The 17,823-nt window shown below is 69.0% G+C and carries 11 protein-coding genes and 1 pseudogene; 5 read left to right on the plus strand and 7 right to left on the minus strand.

Annotation, left to right across the window (positions count from 1 at the left end):
* Window positions 1-20: 20 nt before the first annotated feature.
* Together OH768_RS13400 and OH768_RS13405 are read right to left on the minus strand one after the other, a co-directional pair.
* Window positions 21-3,281, minus strand: a complete 3,261-nt coding sequence (locus OH768_RS13400) for a GH92 family glycosyl hydrolase (protein WP_406453335.1) — start codon at window positions 3,279-3,281, stop codon at window positions 21-23.
* Between the two features lie 500 nt (window positions 3,282-3,781).
* A pseudogene (locus tag OH768_RS13405) lies at window positions 3,782-4,099 on the minus strand (cellulose binding domain-containing protein); the annotation flags it as partial.
* 511 nt (window positions 4,100-4,610) lie between these two features.
* On the opposite strand from OH768_RS13405, the gene OH768_RS13410 reads away from it, so the two are divergent.
* The 3 genes from OH768_RS13410 (at window position 4,611) to OH768_RS13420 (ending at window position 8,410) form a co-directional block, all read left to right on the plus strand.
* Window positions 4,611-5,018, plus strand: coding sequence for a hypothetical protein (locus tag OH768_RS13410; protein ID WP_406453337.1), 408 nt, complete (start codon window positions 4,611-4,613; stop codon window positions 5,016-5,018).
* Between the two features lie 356 nt (window positions 5,019-5,374).
* The gene (locus tag OH768_RS13415) at window positions 5,375-5,935 is read left to right on the plus strand and encodes a hypothetical protein (RefSeq protein ID WP_406453339.1); all 561 of its coding nucleotides are present in this window, start codon (window positions 5,375-5,377) and stop codon (window positions 5,933-5,935) included.
* A gap of 207 nt (window positions 5,936-6,142) precedes the next feature.
* Window positions 6,143-8,410, plus strand: a complete 2,268-nt coding sequence (locus tag OH768_RS13420; RefSeq protein WP_406453341.1) for an NEW3 domain-containing protein — start codon at window positions 6,143-6,145, stop codon at window positions 8,408-8,410.
* A 32-nt stretch (window positions 8,411-8,442) separates the two neighbouring features.
* Here the strand turns inward: OH768_RS13420 and OH768_RS13425 are convergent, their stop codons facing one another.
* The 5 genes from OH768_RS13425 to OH768_RS13445 form a co-directional block, all read right to left on the minus strand.
* Entirely contained in the window at window positions 8,443-9,978 is a 1,536-nt protein-coding gene (locus OH768_RS13425) for a sensor histidine kinase (RefSeq protein WP_406453343.1), read from the minus strand.
* Window positions 9,975-10,700, minus strand: a complete 726-nt coding sequence (locus tag OH768_RS13430) for a response regulator transcription factor (RefSeq protein WP_406453345.1) — start codon at window positions 10,698-10,700, stop codon at window positions 9,975-9,977. The genes OH768_RS13425 and OH768_RS13430 overlap by 4 nt, the downstream gene beginning before the upstream one ends.
* A gap of 145 nt (window positions 10,701-10,845) precedes the next feature.
* Complete coding sequence (gene acnA, locus OH768_RS13435) at window positions 10,846-13,560, minus strand: aconitate hydratase AcnA (protein WP_406453347.1); 2,715 nt, start codon at window positions 13,558-13,560, stop codon at window positions 10,846-10,848.
* 200 nt (window positions 13,561-13,760) lie between these two features.
* Window positions 13,761-14,426 (minus strand): HAD family hydrolase, encoded by a 666-nt coding sequence (locus OH768_RS13440; protein ID WP_406465254.1) that lies wholly within the window; start codon window positions 14,424-14,426, stop codon window positions 13,761-13,763.
* Between the two features lie 72 nt (window positions 14,427-14,498).
* Complete coding sequence (locus OH768_RS13445; protein WP_406453349.1) at window positions 14,499-15,068, minus strand: NUDIX domain-containing protein; 570 nt, start codon at window positions 15,066-15,068, stop codon at window positions 14,499-14,501.
* 80 nt (window positions 15,069-15,148) lie between these two features.
* Here OH768_RS13445 and OH768_RS13450 point away from each other — a divergent pair, with 80 nt between their 5' ends.
* Entirely contained in the window at window positions 15,149-15,346 is a 198-nt protein-coding gene (locus OH768_RS13450) for a DUF4236 domain-containing protein (protein WP_329259438.1), read from the plus strand.
* Between the two features lie 64 nt (window positions 15,347-15,410).
* Window positions 15,411-16,940 (plus strand): UDP-N-acetylglucosamine 1-carboxyvinyltransferase, encoded by a 1,530-nt coding sequence (locus tag OH768_RS13455; protein ID WP_359605754.1) that lies wholly within the window; start codon window positions 15,411-15,413, stop codon window positions 16,938-16,940.
* Window positions 16,941-17,823 lie beyond the last annotated feature (883 nt).

The following is a 17,823-nucleotide window of genomic DNA, read 5'->3' on the forward strand; positions in this document are numbered from 1 at the left end:
GAGGGCACACATTGTGGACGTCAGTTCACCGCAAGGGTGAACACATGGAGATCCGGGTCGTCCGGAAGTGTCACGCTCTTGATGGTCTTGCCCGTGGGTGCCGCGAAGGGCTTGGTGGCGAACACATAGGTGACGACCGGGTCCTTGTCCGCACCGGCGACATTGCGGTACGCGGTCCTGGCGACGACCTCGTTGCCGTACTGCACGGTGCCGCCGCCCCCGCCGACCGTCCAGTCCGTGAAGGACAGGTCGATGACGTCGGCGCTGCCGTCGGTGTAGGTGACGGTCGCCTTGGTCTGCTGGTTGCCGTTGACCGCGCTGCCGACGAAGGACAAGTTGGCGGCGGGCTGGGCGAGTTGAACGGTCTGACCGGCCGCCGAGACGTTGTCCGGGCGCCCGTTCGGCGAGTTCGGCCAGGTGAAGCCGAGCCCGTCCACCGTGCCGGTGCCGCCCGGGGTGACCCCGGCTGCGGCCAGGGCCTGGAGGGAGTAGCTCCAGCCGCCCCCGTCGTAGTCCGCCTCGTCGTGCTCACCGGTGTCGTCCGAGACACCCGTGTTGTTGTAGGCGGCGAGCAGGGTGCCGGGCGCGGCGACGGTGAGGGACACCGGCTGCTCGTACGACGTGTCGCCGGAGGTGACGGTGACCTTCACGTCGTAGAAGCCCTGCTTGACGTCGTCGGCGGCCGTGAGGGTGATGTCCTGGGAGCCGTCGACCACCGTTCCCTGGGCGGGAGTTGCCGTGACTCCTGCGGGCGTCTCGACGCTGTAGCGGACCTCGGGTCCGGTGCCGCCGCTCAGGGACAGGGCCTTGATGTTGACCTTCGTGGTGGCGCCGGGCGCGAGGGTCGCGGCGGTCGGGCCGACGCCGATCTGGTACGGCTGTTCGCCGGTGCGGAAGGACGGCGGGGCGTCGGCGGGGTCGCTGCCCCAGGTGCGGTTCGGGGTGGTGGAGAGGGTGTAGTCGAGGGTGCCGCCGTTCCTGACGATCGAGGAGGAGAGCCAAGGGCGCTCGCTGGCAGTGCCGTTGACCTTCAGGGACTGGATGTACGGGGCGTCGGCCGCCGCGCCCTGCGCGTGGATGGAGATGTCGTTGCCGTGCGGGCGCTTGATCTCGATGCGCTCGAACAGCGGTGAGGCGAGGGTGAGTTCGGCGCGGGAGGGGACCTGGGGGTACATGCCGAGCGCGGAGAAGACGTACCAGGAGGACATCTCGCCGAGGTCGTCGTTGCCGGGGATGCCGGCGGGGTCGGTCGTCCAGAGCTGTTTCATGGCCGCCCTGACCGTCTCCTGGGTCTTGTAGGGCGCGCCCGCGTAGTCGTAGAGGTAGGGGACGTTGACGGACGGCTCGTTGTCCAGCTCGGACTTGTCGCCGCCGCTGCCCGTGAAGGCCCAACTCCCGTCCGCCTCATGGAAGAAGGAGTCGAGGCGGGCCAGCGCCTTGTCCGTGCCGCCCATCGCCGCGAAGAGGCCCGCCGGGTTGTGCTGGACCATCCAGGTGTACTGGGCGGCCGTGCCCTCCACGAAGCCGTTGCCGGTGCCCGGGGTGAAGCCGGTGACCCAACTGCCGTCCGCCTTGCGGTTGGCGATGTAGCCGCCGGTGGGGTCGGCGGCGATGTTGAAGTTGTTCTGCCACCACTGGGCGCGCTTGGCGAAGTCCGCCGCCGTGTTCTTCCTCCCTGCCGCCGTGGCGAGTTGGGAGAGCGCGAAGTCCGCCGTGGACATCTCCAGCGTCTCGGCGGCGCCGCCCCAGGCGTTGGAGACGGACGGCATGTAGTGCAGGTTCAAGTACTTGTCCAGGGACGGCCGTTGACCCACCGAGAGCACCGGCTTGCCCGAGGAGGACAGGTCCTGGGCGGTCGGTACGGTCGCCGCCTGAACGAGGGAGGCGAGGGCCCCCTTGAGGTCGAAGTCGGTGCCGCCGAAGGCGCGGATACCGGCCAGGGCGGTGGGCGAGGGGTCGCCGTTCATGACGTGCGTACCGCTCGCGCCGTGCAGCCAGCGGTCCCAGATCCCGCCGTTCTGCTGGGCGAGTTCGTAGAGGGACTGCGCGATGTCAGAGCCGGTGCGCGGGTTGAGGAGGGTGAGCAGCTGGACCTGCGACCGGTAGATGTCCCAACCGGAGAAGGTGCCGTACTGCGCGTCGTGACCCCGCCCGACCTTGTGCACCTTGCCGTCGCTGCCCGTATATCTGCGGTCGGCGTCGCTGATGACGTTCGGGTGCAGGAGGGAGTGGTAGAGCGCGGTGTAGAAGGTGGTGCGTTCGGTGTCGGTGCCGCCGCCGACCTTGATGGCGCCGAGTTGTTCGCGCCAGGCGCGGTGCGCCGCGTCCTCGACCGCGCCGAAGGAGCGCTTCGGCGGGTTCTCCGCCGCGAGGTTGGCCTCGGCGCCAGCCCGACTGACGTACGAGATACCGACCTTGACGCCGACCGGGCCGGTGCCGGGCTCGAACTCGACGTAGCCGCCCGCGCCCTTGCCCGCGACGGGACGGCCGCCGTTGGTGAAGCCGCCCGTGCCGCCGGACGCGGACGTCGACCCCGGGGTCAGCTTGTCGTCCTGCCAGGTGCCGGTGGTCTTGAAGGCGCGGTCGAAGGTGGCGGTGAAGTACAGGGTGTAGTAGGCGCGTTGGCCCTCGGGGTCGAGGTAGCCGCAGAAGTTGCCGGAGGTGACCGAGCCGGAGACCGTGCGGGTCGCCGGGTCGATGGTGACCGACGAATCGGTGGAGCCCACCTCGGAGTTGGCGGTGCGGATCAGGAGGGAGGCCGGCTTGTCGGCGGGGTACGTGAAGCGGCCGGAACCGGTGCGGGCCGTCGCGGTGAGGTCGGCGGTGACACCGGACGCGAGGCCGACCTTGTAGTGGCCGGGCTCGGCGGTCTCGGCGGTGTGGCTGAAGTCGGAGGCGTAGACGGCGTCCTTGGTGTCGCTCGCGGGTGAGGAGGTGACCTCGCCGGTGTACGGGAAGAACGGGATGTCGCCGCTGCCGCCCGCGCAGCCCGTGCCGGACATGTGGGTGAGGCTGAAGCCGCGGATGCGGGTGGCGTCGTACTGGTAGCCGCCTGGTGCGGCCGTGCTCGTCGCGCTGCCTCTGGTGTTCTCCGGGCTCCAGGAGAGCATGCCGAAGGGCACGACGGCGCCCGGGAAGACATTGCCGCCGTTCTTGGTACCGATCAGCGGATCGACGTAGGCGCTGGGGTCCTTGACGAGTTGCGGTGGGGCGGCCGTGGCCGCCAGGGCGGGGGTGGCACCGCCGACCGCGAGCGCGGCGGCCAGTGCCGCGGCAGGCAATGTTCGCCCAACGCGGAGCGGCGTTCGGTGCGTGCTCTCGGCGTGCCGGCCGGAAGCCCTCGTACTGGACGTACTTGGGCTTTCGGCCGGTGCGGCGAGAGTGCGTGCCGGGCGTCGCGACGGGGCGGACATTGCCTGTCGCGGCACTGGCAGCAGGGACATGGGACGGAAACGCATGACGCGGCCCCTCCTCCTTCGGACGGGTCGCGCACCACAGGTCACACAAGCCGCAGGGACAGTAACGTGCGCCACCCGTACCACGGAAGAGCGCGTGGGCCGGCGGGGGCGCGCTGGGCATCCACTCGGACGGCGTCCGCAGGCCAACTGGCTTGACATCGTTGTCCGTTGGCGCGGTAGAGTCGTATGCAGACCACTTGACAACGTTGTCGCATCGCAGTGTCGTCCCAAGCCACGCACCACCCGGGTGGGCTCACCCCCATCGCCCATCCGGCTCGCGGACCCGGTGGCCCCCGTCCACCGGGTCCGCCCCGAGCAAGGGCTCAACCGACCTGGCAGGGCAGGGTAGTTGCCGTGTCCCCGCCGTCGCCGTTCACGACGTAGCCGAAGGTGGTGCTCCGCCCCGGACTCAGTGAGCCGTTCCAGTCGGCGTTGTGGACCATCACGTCCTGGCCGGTGTAGGTCGCGTTGCCGCTCCAGAGGCTCGCGACCGACTGGCCGCCGGGAAGCGTCCAGTTGACCATCCAGCCGAGCATCGGGACGTCGCCGGAGTTGGTGACGGTCACCTCGGACTGGTAGCCGCCGGGCCAACTGCCCGTCGTACGGCGGGTGGCCGAACAGACCCCGGGTACCGGGTCGGTGCGCAACTCGCCGTAAGGCACGTACCCGCGGATCCAGTCGGTGTTGTCGAAGCACAGCAGCACAGCACCGACCAGCGTGACTGGGCCGACAACGCGCGGGGGCGGATACGCGGGGTGGGGCACCCCAACCGCACCCGGCGGGTTCCGGACCGTCGGGCGAATGGGAGCGCTCCCACCCCACGTCCTGTGAAGCTAGCGCGGACAGGGGCAGCTGTAAACGCCGCGGTACGCCTGGACCGTTTCGGGGCGACACCGGTGTCCGCCGGTGGCCCGGCCGCGGTGGCCGTCCCAGCGGCATCCCAGCGGCATCGCGACGACGCAGGTCAAGGCGGCACCGCCGTCCCGTCCTCCCAAGCCGCCCGGAGCGCCTTGGCGCCAACCCGGCTGCGGCGACAGCCTGTTGCCGCCGGGCCGCCGGCGAGTGACCACGCCGGCGGCCCGTACCCGACCAACGCTCAGCACCACATCGCGGCGGGAGAAGACACCTCGCCCCGAACACACGGGAGGAATCATGAAGAAGCGCGGTATCACCGCCCTCGTTGCCGGCCTCGCGGTCGCGGCCCTGGGGTTCACAGCCGGCACGGCCAACGCCTCGGACAACCAACCACTCAGCGCGAGCACCACGGGTGCCTCCGTCTCGCTCACCGTCGACTGGACCGGTTCGGAATCCTTCACCCTGCGCAATGTGAAGCTCAGTGACACCTCCTGCGACGCCCACCCGGTGTTCTTCTACGTCACCGTGCCGGGCTTCCAGTTCCCGAACCACTGGAACACCAGCGGGTGCGGCACCACCACCACATGGAGCGCCTTGCCAGGCAGCTTGGACGGCGGCATCCACAGCCTCTGGGTGACGGTCTGCCGCGACACGACCTTCGACAACTGCAGCACGTCCGGCACGTCACTCAACCCCTACGACTGATCACCCGACGGCAGGCGCCGTCGACGGCCTGCGCCGGCGACCCGGACCGCTTCCGGGCCGCCGGTTCCCGGTGAATGACGGCCGGCGGGCGGCGGCCCACTCGGGCCGGTCCGGCCGGCCCAGAGGTGGACCGCCGATGTCACGACCGGCGAGTTCCGCGGCGTCGAACTCCCTCGAAGCGCGCCCGCCGGTGCGAGAGGTCCGCCTCGGTCATCGGGAAGGTACGTTCGGGAGCCGAGGCCTGGCGGCGAGCGATCCGACGACTCCCCGAACAGCGGGACCCTTCACGGAGTCCACCCGGAGGACAACTGCTTTCGGCCCGGCCCTGTTCGACGGTACGCCCCTACGATCAGTGGATGATCGCAGTCGCCGTCACGGTCGCCCTGGCCTTCGCCGGGTTCGCCGCCACCTATCTCAACGGTCTGCGGTTGGCGCAGCGGCAGGAGCGGCTCGCCCGGGTCAACCGGCAACTCGGCGAATTCTACGGGCCGTTGTTCGCGCTGACGGAGGCCAACGCCCGTACGTTCGCCGCGTTCATGGCGCGGCACGCCCGGCCCGGGGGCGTCTCGCCCTTCGGTGACGAAGCGGCTCCGCCGACCGACGAGGAACTGGCCGATTGGCGGCTGTGGGTGACGACCGTGTTCCTGCCCGTCCTGCGGGAGATGCGGGATCTCGTCGTCGGGCGGGCGGATCTGCTGCGGGAGCCGGAGATGCCGTCGCTGCTGCTGGAACTGTGTGCGCACGCGGCGGGCTACGAGATCACCGTGGCGCGCTGGGCGCGGGGTGACGTCTCGGAACATCTGTCGCTGGTCGCGTTCCCGAGCGCGGAGTTGGCCGCGTACGCGCGGCGGGGCTTCGGCGAACTGAAGCGGGAACAGGCGCGGTTGCTGGGTGGCGGTGCGGCGGTGAGCAGTTGAGCGCCATGGCCGATCCCCCTGACATACCCAGCGGGGCAAGTAGGACCTTCCTCCCCATCTCGCCACAGTGACCCCACAGACTTGACCCAGTTTTGGCCAAGCGCGCTATGTGGTGACTGGCGTTCGGTCATGTTCACTTGTCGCGTTCACGGGGTTGGTTCTTGACGTTTTCTGAGTCATGTGGGCGTTGCGATGGAGGAACAGCTCATGAGAAGACAGATCCGCGGTGCGCTGGCCGCGTTGACCGGAGCGCTGCTGCTCACCATGGGAGTCACCGCGACGGGCGGGCAGTCCGCGCGGGCCGATGACAACGCTGTCGGGGTCAAACCCGCGCTGGGATGGAGCAGTTGGAGCTTCGTCCGCCGCAATCCGACCGCTCAGACCATCGAGGCGCAGGCGAAGGCGCTCAAGACCAGCGGCCTGGCGAAAAACGGGTTCGTCTACGCCAACGTCGACGACTTCTGGTACCAGTGCCCGGGCAGCCAGGGTCCGGACGTCGACCAGTACGGCCGCTGGGTGACCGACCCCGTCAAGTTCCCGCCCCGGGGCACTGAGAACGGCATCCAGGTGGTGGCCGACTATGTCCACTCCCTGGGGCTGAAGTTCGGGCTGTACGTGACTCCCGGTATCTCCCAGCAGGCGGTCGCCAAGAACACGGCGATCGAGGGAACGCCGTACCACGCACGGGACATCGCGACCACGACGACGGAGAGCAACTACAACTGCGGCGGCATGGTGGGCATCGACTACACCAAGCCCGGCGCGCAGACGTATCTCGACTCCTGGGCCGGGCAGTTCGCCGGTTGGGGCATCGACTATCTCAAGATCGACGGCGTCGGCACCTGGGACCAACAGGACGTCCAGGCCTGGTCGGACGCCCTGCACCACACCGGCCGGCCCATCCACCTGGAGCTGTCGAACAACCTCGACATCAACAACGCGGCCACCTGGAAGAAACTCTCCAACGGCTGGCGCACCGGTGGCGACATCGAGTGCTACTGCGGTCCGGACGGCAGCAGTTACCCCCTGACCACCTGGGCCTCGGTCGCCTCGCGGTTCGACCAGGTCGCCGCCTGGGCGCCGTACGGCGGACCCGGCGGGTACAACGACTACGACTCCCTGGAGATCGGGAACGGCGCGAACAACGGCCTCACCCCCGACGAGCGCCGGACGCAGATGAGTCTGTGGTCGCTCGCCGCCTCGCCGCTCTTCCTCGGCACCGATCTCACGCATCTCGACGCCGGCGATCTCGCGCTGCTGAAGAACACCGACGTCCTCGCGGTCGACCAGGACGGCATCGACGCCAAGCGGATCTCCTCGGACGCGAATTCGCAGGTGTTCGCCAAGACCGAGGCCGACGGGGATGTCGTGGTGGGCCTGTTCAACACCGGGTCGGCTTCCCGGGAGGTGGCCACGACCGCGTCCGCGCTGGGGCTGGCCAAGGCGCGTGACTACGCCCTGCGGGATCTCTGGAGCCATCAACTCACCGAGTCGGCGGGCCGGATCGCCGCCAATGTGCCCGCGCACGGCGTTGTCCTGTACCGGGTGCACGGCAGTCGGCACGTGGTGAGCGGCGCGGCTCCGGACGTGTCGTTCGGGCTCAACTGGGCGCCCGCGTCGAGTGACAGCACCACGCGTACCGTCACCGCGGTCCTGTCCGACAACGGGTCACGGCCCGTCACCGACGCCGCCCTGACCCTCACCGGGCCGGCCGGCACGAAGATCACCACGCATTCGGCGACGCGGGCCAAGACCGTCCGGGGCGGGCACGCGCTGAAAGTCACCTACTCCGTCTCCATCCCGCCCTCGGCGAAGCTCTTCGACTCCAGCGACTTCAAGGGGAGCGCCACTTATCGCTTCGGGTCGGCGGGGCAGACCCGGCTGGCCGCCGGTGACACGATCACCGTCAACCACCAAGTGACCGCCCCCTACAAGACGTTCGCCTCCACCACGGCGAGCTTCAGCCAGTCCGGGACGCAACTCGGCATCCGGGCCCAGGGCGCGGACCTGTACAACGGCACCAACGAGTACGGCACGGTCTATCTGCCGGGTGCCGAGCACGACGGTTCGGTGACGACCGTGAAGCTCAACTCGCAGTCGGACACGGATGTCTGGGCCAAGGCCGGGATCATGGTCCGCAACGACATCACGCAGCCCGACACCTCCCCCGGCTATCTGGCCCTCGTCGCGACCCCGGGCAACGGCTATCTGCTCGACTGGGACAGCGACGGCGACGGCAAGCTGGACTCGCAGGACTCCACCGGCACCGCCGTCTATCCGTCGTGGCTGAAGCTGGTCCGTAGCGGCACCACTTACAGCGGCTACTACTCCACCGACGACGTCACCTGGAACCTGGTCGGCACCATCGACGTCCCGACCGCCGCGGCCACCCAGGACGTCGGCCTGACCCAGACCTCGCACGCCTCGGGCACCACGGGCGAGGCCGACTTCGACTCGTTCACGACCACTCCCTAGCAGGCAGTCGCGGATACGCGCCCGTACAGCGGCTAGACCGGCGCCGTACGGGCGCGTATCTGGGTTTCGGCGGGCGGGAGTTCGGCCGCCGGGAGTTCGATGGTGAACTCCGTGCGGCCGGGGACGCTGGTCACGTCGATACGGCCGCCGTGGGCTCCGGTGATCGCCGTCGCGATGGCCAGGCCGAGGCCGGAGCCGCCCTCCTTGCCGCCGGCCCGGGCGCGGGAGGCGTCGGCCCGGGTGAAGCGTTCGAAGACCGTGGGCAGCAGGGCCGGGGGGATGCCGGGGCCGTCGTCGCGCACCCGGATGACTACGGTGTGGGCAGCCGTGGCCTCGACGCCCGCCGTGACCGTCGTGCCAACAGGTGTGTGCATACGCGCGTTGGCCAACAAGTTGGCCAACACCTGGTGCAGCCGGGCCTCGTCGCCGATCACCAGGGCCGGGGCGTCCAGGGACAGCTGGAGCTGCCACTCGTGGCCGGTGCCGGCGGCGCGCGCGTCCCACACCGCCTCGGCGAGCACGGCCGCGAGATCCACCTCGCCGGACTGCAGCGGCCGGCCCTCGTCGAGCCGGGCGAGCAGCAGCAGATCCTCCACCAGACCCGTCATCCGCGCCGACTCGGCGGTGACCCGACGCCAGGCGAGCCCCGGTTCGATGCGGTCGGTGCCGCGGTTCATCAGCTCGGCGTAGCCCGCGATCGAGGCCAGCGGGGTGCGGAGTTCATGGCTGGCGTCGGCGAGGAAGCGGCGCATGCGTTCCTCGCTGCGCCTCATCTGCTCCTCGCTGCGCTGGCGTTCGGCGAGCGATGACTCGACGTGGTCGATCATGCGGTTGAGCGCGGCGCCGACCTGGCCGGCCTCGCTGCCAGGGTCGGTGTCCCGCTCGGGCACCCGGGTCAGCGCGGTGACCTCGCCGTGGCCGAGCGGTGAGCGGGAGACCTCGACCGCGGTGGCGGCGACCCGGCCGAGCGGCCGCAGCTGCCGTCGTATGACCACCGCGCACAGGAAGCCCGCCACGGTCAGTCCGGTGAGGGCGACGGCCGCCTCGACCACCACCAGGCCGCTGATCATGTCCTGTACGTCGTCCATCGGGAGGCCGGCGAGGACCCGGACGCCGTTGTCGTCGTCGAGCACGGTGATCCGGTAGGTGCCGAGGCCGGGCACCGTGCGGGTGTGCTTCGCGCCGTCGGCCGTGATGCCCTTGAGGGCCGTGCGCTGGGCGGTGGTGAGGTTCTGGGGCGGAGCGTCCTGGCTGACGACGGCCGCGGCGATGATCGCGCCCTTGCCGTCCAGCCGCGCGGCGAGTGTCCCGGCCGCGTGACCGTTCTCCGAGAGGAACCCGAGGTCGTCGTCGAAGCCCGGACGCAGTTCGGCCCCGCCCAGGCTTCGCTGAGCGGCGTCGACGACCCGGTCGTCCAAGTTGCCCAGCAGATAGGAGCGCTGGACGAAGACGGTGGTGAGGGACATCGCGACGCAGACAGCCACCAGGGTGGCGCTGATGAAGAGCAGCAGGCGGGTGCGGAGTGAACGGCCGTGCAGGCGGCCTCGGTTGCGGGTCAGGAGGTTCATCTGCCGTCCTCCACGGGCCGTATGGCGTATCCCATCCCCCGCACGGTGTGGATCATCGGCGCGCGGCCCCGGTCTATCTTCCGGCGGAGGCTGGAGATGTAGACCTCGACGAGGTTGCCGCCGCCGTCGAAGGAGGTGCTCCACACGTGGTCGAGGATCTGCGCCTTGCTCAGCACCTGGCGGGGATGGTCGAGGAGCAGGGTGAGCAGGTCGAACTCCTTGGCGGTGAGCTGGATCGGCTCACCGGCGCGGCGCAGTTCGCGGGTCTCGCCGGACAGCACGAGATCGCCGAGGACCCGTACCGAGTCGTCGGTCGGGAGCCGTTCGCTGCCCGCCCGGCGGAGCAGTCCGCGCAGCCGCAGTACGACCTCCTCCAGGGAGAAGGGCTTGGTGACGTAGTCGTCGGCGCCCGCTTCCAGGCCGTCGAGGCGGTGCTCGATCGCGTCGCGCGCGGTGAGCATGAGGACGGGCAGCCTCGGGTTCTCGTAGCGCAGCCGGCGCAGCACCTGTACGCCGTCCAGGTCGGGCAGCATGCCGTCGAGGAGGACGGCGTGCGGGGCGCAGCCGCGGGCGATCCGCAGCGCGCTGTGCCCGTCCGGCGCGGGGTAGGGCCGCCAGCCGGCCTCGGTGACCGCGACGGAGAGCAGCTCGGTGAGCGCGGGCTCGTCGTCGACGATGAGCACGCGTACACGGCTGCTGCGGGACCCCGTGGTGCCAGTCATGTCCGGATTCTGTCCCGGTCCGCTGAGGGAATCCTGTGTTCCACCTGAGCCCTGGCGATGACCTGCGGGGTCGTGCGGCGGGGAGACGCGGAGGGCCGCACCCCCGTCGCCGGGGATGCGGCCCTCAACTGCCTTACCGGGTCCGCTAGTTGCGGATCAGGTTGCGCAGCACGTACTGCAGGATGCCGCCGTTGCGGTAGTAGTCGGCCTCGCCGGGGGTGTCGATGCGGACGACCGCGTCGAACTCCACACCGGTGTCGGTGGTGACCTTGACCGTGGCGGGGGTGGTGCCGTCGTTCAGCTCGGTGATGCCGGCGACGGAGAAGGACTCCTCGCCGGTCAGTCCGAGGGACTCGGCGGACTGGCCCGCCGGGTACTGGAGCGGGATGACGCCCATGCCGATGAGGTTCGAGCGGTGGATGCGCTCGTAGGACTCTGCGATGACGGCCTTGACGCCGAGGAGCGCGGTGCCCTTGGCGGCCCAGTCGCGGGACGAGCCGGAGCCGTACTCCTTGCCGGCCAGGATGACCAGCGGGATGCCCTGCTCGATGTAGTTGCGCGAGGCGTCGTAGATGAAGGAGACGGGGGCGTCCGCCTGCGTGAAGTCGCGGGTGAAGCCGCCCTCGGTGCCCGGCGCGACCTGGTTGCGGAGGCGGATGTTGGCGAAGGTGCCGCGGATCATGACCTCGTGGTTGCCTCGGCGCGAGCCGTAGGAGTTGAAGTCACGCCGCTCGATGCCGTGTTCGGTGAGGTACTTGCCGGCCGGGGTGTCGGCCTTGATGGCACCGGCGGGCGAGATGTGGTCCGTCGTCACCGAGTCGCCGAGCTTGGCGAGGACGCGGGCGCCGGCGATGTCGGAGACCGGGGTGGTCTCCATCGTCATGCCCTCGAAGTACGGGGGCTTGCGCACGTAGGTCGACTGCGCGTCCCACTCGAAGGTGTTGCCCTCCGGGATCGGCAGCGCCTGCCACTGGGCGTCGCCCGCGAAGACGTCGGCGTAGGACTTGTTGAACATGTCCTCGCCGATGGCGTTCGCCACGACGTCGTTGACCTCGGCCTCGGAGGGCCAGATGTCCTCCAGGTAGACCGGCTTGCCGTCCTGGTCGGTGCCGAGGGCGGCGGTGGTGATGTCGACCTTCATGGAGCCGGCGAGGGCGTAGGCGACGACCAGCGGCGGGGACGCCAGGTAGTTCATCTTGACGTCCGGGTTGATCCGGCCCTCGAAGTTGCGGTTGCCGGAGAGCACCGAAGTCACGGCCAGGTCATGGTCGTTGACGGCCTTGGAGACCTCCTCCGGCAGCGGGCCGGAGTTGCCGATGCAGGTGGTGCAGCCGTAGCCGACGAGGTTGAAGCCGACCTTGTCGAGGTAGGGGGTGAGCCCCGCCTTGTCGAAGTAGTCGGTGACGACCTTGGAGCCCGGGGCGAGGGTGGTCTTGACCCACGGCTTGCGGGTGAGACCCTTCTCGACCGCCTTCTTGGCCACCAGCGCGGCGGCGACCATGACGTACGGGTTCGAGGTGTTGGTGCAGGAGGTGATGGCCGCGACCGTCACCGCGCCGTGGTCGATCTCGTAGGTCGAGCCGTCGGGGGCGGTCACCGTGACCGGGTTCGACGGGACGCCGTTGCTGGCGGCCGGGGAGTCGGAGGCCGGGAAGGACTCCTTGCCCGCCTCGTCGTCGTCGGCGACGTAGTTGCGCACGTCGCTCTTGAACTGCTCGGCGGCGTTCGCGAGGACGATGCGGTCCTGCGGGCGCTTCGGACCGGCGATCGAGGGGACGACCGTGGCGAGGTCGAGCTCCAGCTTCTCGGAGAAGTCGGGCTCGGCGGCCGGGTCGAGCCAGAGGCCCTGCTCCTTGGCGTACGCCTCGACGAGCGCGACCTGCTGGTTGCTGCGGCCGGTCAGGCGCAGGTACTTCAGGGTCTCGTCGTCGATCGGGAAGATCGCGGCGGTGGAACCGAACTCCGGCGACATGTTGCCGATGGTGGCGCGGTTGGCGAGCGAAGTGGCCGCCACACCCTCGCCGTAGAACTCGACGAACTTGCCGACGACGCCGTGCTTGCGGAGCATCTCGGTGATGGTCAGCACGAGGTCCGTGGCGGTGGTGCCCGGGGTCAGCTCACCGGTCAGCTTGAAGCCGACGACGCGCGGGATGAGCATCGAGACCGGCTGGCCGAGCATCGCGGCCTCGGCCTCGATGCCGCCGACGCCCCAGCCCAGCACGCCGAGGCCGTTGACCATCGTGGTGTGCGAGTCGGTGCCGACGAGGGTGTCGGGGTACGCCTGGCCGTTGCGCACCATGACCGTACGCGCCAGGTGCTCGATGTTGACCTGGTGGACGATGCCGGTGCCCGGCGGGACGACCTTGAACTCGTCGAACGCGGTCTGGCCCCAGCGCAGGAACTGGTAGCGCTCGCGGTTGCGGCCGTACTCCAGCTCGACGTTCTGCGCGAAGGCCTCGTGCGTGCCGAACTTGTCGGCGATGACGGAGTGGTCGATGACCAGTTCGGCCGGGGCCAGGGGGTTGATCTTCGCCGGGTCGCCGCCCAGCTCCTTCACGGCCTCACGCATGGTCGCGAGGTCCACCACGCAGGGCACGCCGGTGAAGTCCTGCATGATCACACGGGCCGGCGTGAACTGGATCTCCTGCGACGGCTGGGCCTGCGAGTCCCAGGTGCCGAGGGCGCGGATGTGGTCGGCGGTGATGTTCGCGCCGTCCTCGGTGCGGAGCAGATTCTCCAGCAGGACCTTAAGGCTGTAGGGGAGCCGGGCCGAGCCCTCCACCTTGTCCAGGCGGAAGATCTCGTACGACTCGTCGCCCACCTGCAGCGTGCTGCGGGCGTCGAAGCTGTTCGCCGACACGACAGTCTCCTTCATTGATGTGCGCGTTCCCACCGCATCCTGCGCCACAACGTCTTGGCCGATCCGCTAAGGTAAGGCTAAGTTAGGCAAGCCTTACTACTGGATCGGCGGAGTGTGCGACTGCGGTGCACCTCGGCAGATATCTCGATGTCGAGATAACTCTAGTACATGGGGGTGGATTGGTCATGCCCGGACCTCTCTCAGCCTTCCGCGGGCGCCGCGAGCGGTTGTGACCACGCGGCTGTGACCAGGCGACTCAGGACGGGAAGCACGGCTCGCAGGTCGCCGTCGTCCACCGTGGCGGTCGCCGCCGCCCGCGCTCCCGGCGAGGCGTTGAACGCCACGCTCAACCCGACGGACGCGAACAGCGGCAGGTCGGAGCGGCTGTCACCGACGGCTCCGCACGAGCGGAGGGCCAGCCCCAGATCTCGGGCCTGCGCGAGGGCGAAATCTCGTTTGCCGTACTCATCGAAGTGCCGGGCGACCCGGCCCGTGAAGCGGCCGTCCGCGGTCTCCAGCCGAGGTCCGCTGAACGCGTGGAAGCCGAATCGGTCGGTCAGGTAGCTGCCGACCGGCGACCAGGCGAGGGTCGCCAGCACGGGCACCAATGCGTTCCGCCGGCACCAGGCCACGGTCTCCGTGATGCCCGAGACCAAGGGAAGCCCGTCGAGCCAGTCCGGGACCTGCTCTTCGGCCACGCCCGCCCAACCCGCGGCGTCCAGCTCGGAAACCCGCCGATTGTCCAGGGCGCCGGAGGCATAGGCGTCCTCGGCCTCCGCCAACTCGTCGCGATGGCCGAGGTGGCCGGCCAGGAAGACCGACGAACTCGTACCGGGGACGAGGGTGCCGTCGACGTCGAAGAACACGGCGCCCACAGGGTCGGAGGAGGACACCGGCCAAGGATGCCAGCAGCGTTCGTTGTTCGCTGCTGCCCGGCCTCAGCCGCCGTCCTTGCGGTGATGCTGGAACAGCGCCAGGGCCGCCACCGACGGAGCGTCCTTGAATCGGCCTTCGGCGATCAGTTGCCACACTTCCGCCTCGGAGAACCAGCGGCTGACCAAGCCGGCTTCCTCGTCGTCCAGGTGGGGTTCGCCATGGGTGAGATCCGTGGCGAGGATGACGTGGAACCCCTGGTCACAGTATCCGTAGGCCTCGAAGAGGTGCCCCAGGGGTGTCATCGTCAAAGCGGCCAGGCCCGTCTCCTCCGCGAGTTCACCGCACGCCAGGTCCAGTGGGTCCGCGTCCGGTCGGTCCTCCCACGCGCCCTGGGGGAACTCCCAATAGCGGGCCCTCACCGGATACCGGTACTGCTCAACGAGGTGGAAGCCCCCGTCCTCGTACGGGACGATCAACGCGAAGTCGGGTTTGTGCACCACGCCGTACAAGCCCTCCGCACCGTCGTGGCGCACCGTCCTGTCCTCGCGAACGGTCATCCAGCGGTTCTGGTAGACCACGGTCGAACTGGCGGCCGTGAGCTCGTGCTCGGGTAACGACGCGTCGGAGATCATGCGGCGACGCTAACCCGCCCTCTCCCGCCGCCATACCCGCGCGTCTGCGGGGTACCCGGTGCGGGACGAAAGGGGGCGGGATGCCGCTCACGTTCCGCAAGAGTTTCCGGATTCTTCCCTGGCTCCGGCTGAACATCAACAAGGGGTCCATGTCGTTCACCACGGGTGGCAAGCGCGGCCCGCGGTACACCCGCAGCACCACGGGACGTCGTACGACATCGATGGATTTGCCCGGACCTTTCGGGTGGCGCAAGACGCGTACCAAGAAGGACGACTGATCGGCCGTCACCCGAACGGCCCCCTCAAGAGGCGCCATCTCATATCTGAGATAACCTCGGCCTCATGGCAGACGACTACCTCGTACGTATCGGCAAGCTCATCCGTGACGCCCGCCAGCACCGGGGCTGGACACAGACGCAGCTTGCCGAGGCACTCGGCACCAGTCAGAGCGCCGTCAACCGCATCGAGCGCGGCAACCAAAACATCAGCCTTGAGATGATCGCTCGAATCGGTGAAGCGCTGGACAGCGAAATCGTCTCACTGGGCTATGCCGGCCCGATGCATCTGCGGGTCGTCGGCGGTCGCCGGCTCTCCGGTGCCATCGACGTGAAGACCAGCAAGAACGCGTGCGTGGCACTGCTGTGCGCCTCGCTCCTCAACAAGGGGCGCACAGTGCTGCGCCGGGTCGCGCGGATCGAGGAGGTGTACCGCCTTCTGGAGGTACTCGGCTCGATCGGCGTCCGCACCCGCTGGATCAACGACGGCGTCGACCTGGAGATCGTGCCGCCGGCCGAGCTGGAGATGGCGTCGATCGACGCGGAGGCGGCCCGCCGCACCCGCTCGATCATCATGTTCCTCGGCCCGCTGCTGCACCGCATGGACAGCTTCAAGCTGCCGTACGCGGGCGGCTGCGACCTCGGTACGCGCACCATCGAGCCGCACATGATCGCGCTGCGGCGGTTCGGCCTGGACATCGCCGCGACCGAGGGGCTGTACCACGCGCGGGTCGACCGGGCCGTCTCCCCCGACCGGCCGATCGTGCTGACCGAGCGCGGCGACACCGTCACCGAGAACGCGCTGCTCGCCGCCGCCCGCCACGAGGGCGTCACGGTCATCCGCAACGCGTCCTCCAACTACATGGTCCAGGACCTCTGCTTCTTCCTGGAGGCGCTCGGCGTACGGGTCGAGGGCATCGGCACGACCACCCTCACCGTGCACGGCGTGCCGACCATCGACGTCGACGTCGACTACTCCCCCTCCGAGGACCCGGTCGAGGCGATGAGCCTGCTGGCCGCCGCCGTCGTCACCGAGTCGGAGCTGACGGTCCGCCGGGTGCCCATCGAGTTCCTGGAGATCGAGCTCGCGGTCCTGGAGGAGATGGGCCTCGACCACGATCGCACGCCCGAGTACGTCGCCGACAACGGCCGTACGCGCCTGGTGGACCTCACGGTCCGGCCCTCCAAGCTGGAGGCGCCGATCGACAAGATCCACCCGATGCCGTTCCCCGGCCTGAACATCGACAACGTCCCGTTCTTCGCGGCGATCGCGGCGGTCGCGCAGGGCCAGACCCTCATCCACGACTGGGTCTACGACAACCGCGCGATCTACCTCACCGACCTCAACCGCCTCGGCGGACGCCTCCAACTCCTCGACCCGCACCGCGTGTTGGTCGAGGGCCCGACCCGCTGGCGCGCCGCCGAGATGATGTGCCCGCCGGCCTTGCGGCCGGCCGTGGTCGTCCTGCTGGCGATGATGGCGGCGGAGGGCACGTCCGTGCTGCGGAACGTGTACGTCATCAACCGGGGTTACGAGGACCTGGCGGAGCGGCTCAACTCCATCGGGGCGCAGATCGAGATCTTCCGGGACATCTGATCGGCGGGGGTGTCGTGCCCCTGGGAGATGAGGGGCACGACACTCCTAAATGCCTTCTGACCTGCCGTTACACACTTGCAGGACCCTCTATTGATCATCGCTGTTTTTCATCACCTTGTGCAACGTGCGTGCAAGATGATCTTAAATTAATGACGATGCATCAGAGATATCTGAGCATCCGTCAGCCTTCACGGAGAGTGCTCGCCAAAGAGGCCTCGCCATGTCCGCACCGACGGCGCCACTGGCGTTCCTGAGATTCGGAGTTCAGTCCTCGCCGCGCACGCACATCAAGCGCACTACACCGCTACGGCCAGTTCCAGCCCGGACCTCCACGCGCACCGGCGCTCCTTCAATCATCCGGCTGCCCCCACGTCCGGGTCGGCGACCTGCTGACCGAGGCGCCCGCCGACAGCATCCGCGACGACCCTGCCCGGGAGCGCGTCGAGACGAGCAGTGAAATGCGTGCTGCCGTCGTCGGGCCTGCCAACGGGATGGGAGGGCGGACGCGTACGTCGAGGCCGGCAAGGTCATCAAGACCATGAAGGACACCTGCGCGGACATGTCCGTGAAGTACAAGGAGACCGCGCGGAGGCCTCGCGGTGAACATCATCGAATGCTGACGATACACGATATAGGCCCTGACCAGCGTGTTCTTATCTTTCAACGCTGTCAGGGCCTTCCCTCTTTACACGGCGGAAAGTCCCTCAAAATTCCCTGGGACAGGCGTGAAAGTCCCTGCGAAGTCCCTGGGATGTCCATGGCCTGGGACCGGTTCCGAGGCTGGTAGAGAGTGCATCCGGCCAGGGAGCGCGCTTCCGTGAGCAGGCGCACCGCCCGGTTGCGGGGACCATCCCCGCGGGCGCGGGATTGGTCCCGACCCCCG

Source organism: Streptomyces sp. NBC_01622, from assembly GCF_045209635.1.
Lineage (GTDB): Bacteria > Actinomycetota > Actinomycetes > Streptomycetales > Streptomycetaceae > Streptomyces.

What these genes read in the sequence shown, in the direction of transcription:
- OH768_RS13410 (WP_406453337.1), top strand. Translation starts at nt 4,611, where the DNA reads ATGAAGAAGCGCGGTATCACCGCCCTCGTTGCCGGCCTCGCGGTCGCG.
- OH768_RS13415 (WP_406453339.1), top strand. Translation starts at nt 5,375, where the DNA reads ATGATCGCAGTCGCCGTCACGGTCGCCCTGGCCTTCGCCGGGTTCGCC.
- OH768_RS13420 (WP_406453341.1), top strand. Translation starts at nt 6,143, where the DNA reads ATGAGAAGACAGATCCGCGGTGCGCTGGCCGCGTTGACCGGAGCGCTG.
- OH768_RS13425 (WP_406453343.1), bottom strand. Translation starts at nt 9,978, where the DNA reads ATGAACCTCCTGACCCGCAACCGAGGCCGCCTGCACGGCCGTTCACTC.
- OH768_RS13430 (WP_406453345.1), bottom strand. Translation starts at nt 10,700, where the DNA reads ATGACTGGCACCACGGGGTCCCGCAGCAGCCGTGTACGCGTGCTCATC.
- OH768_RS13445 (WP_406453349.1), bottom strand. Translation starts at nt 15,068, where the DNA reads ATGATCTCCGACGCGTCGTTACCCGAGCACGAGCTCACGGCCGCCAGT.
- OH768_RS13450 (WP_329259438.1), top strand. Translation starts at nt 15,149, where the DNA reads ATGCCGCTCACGTTCCGCAAGAGTTTCCGGATTCTTCCCTGGCTCCGG.
- OH768_RS13455 (WP_359605754.1), top strand. Translation starts at nt 15,411, where the DNA reads ATGGCAGACGACTACCTCGTACGTATCGGCAAGCTCATCCGTGACGCC.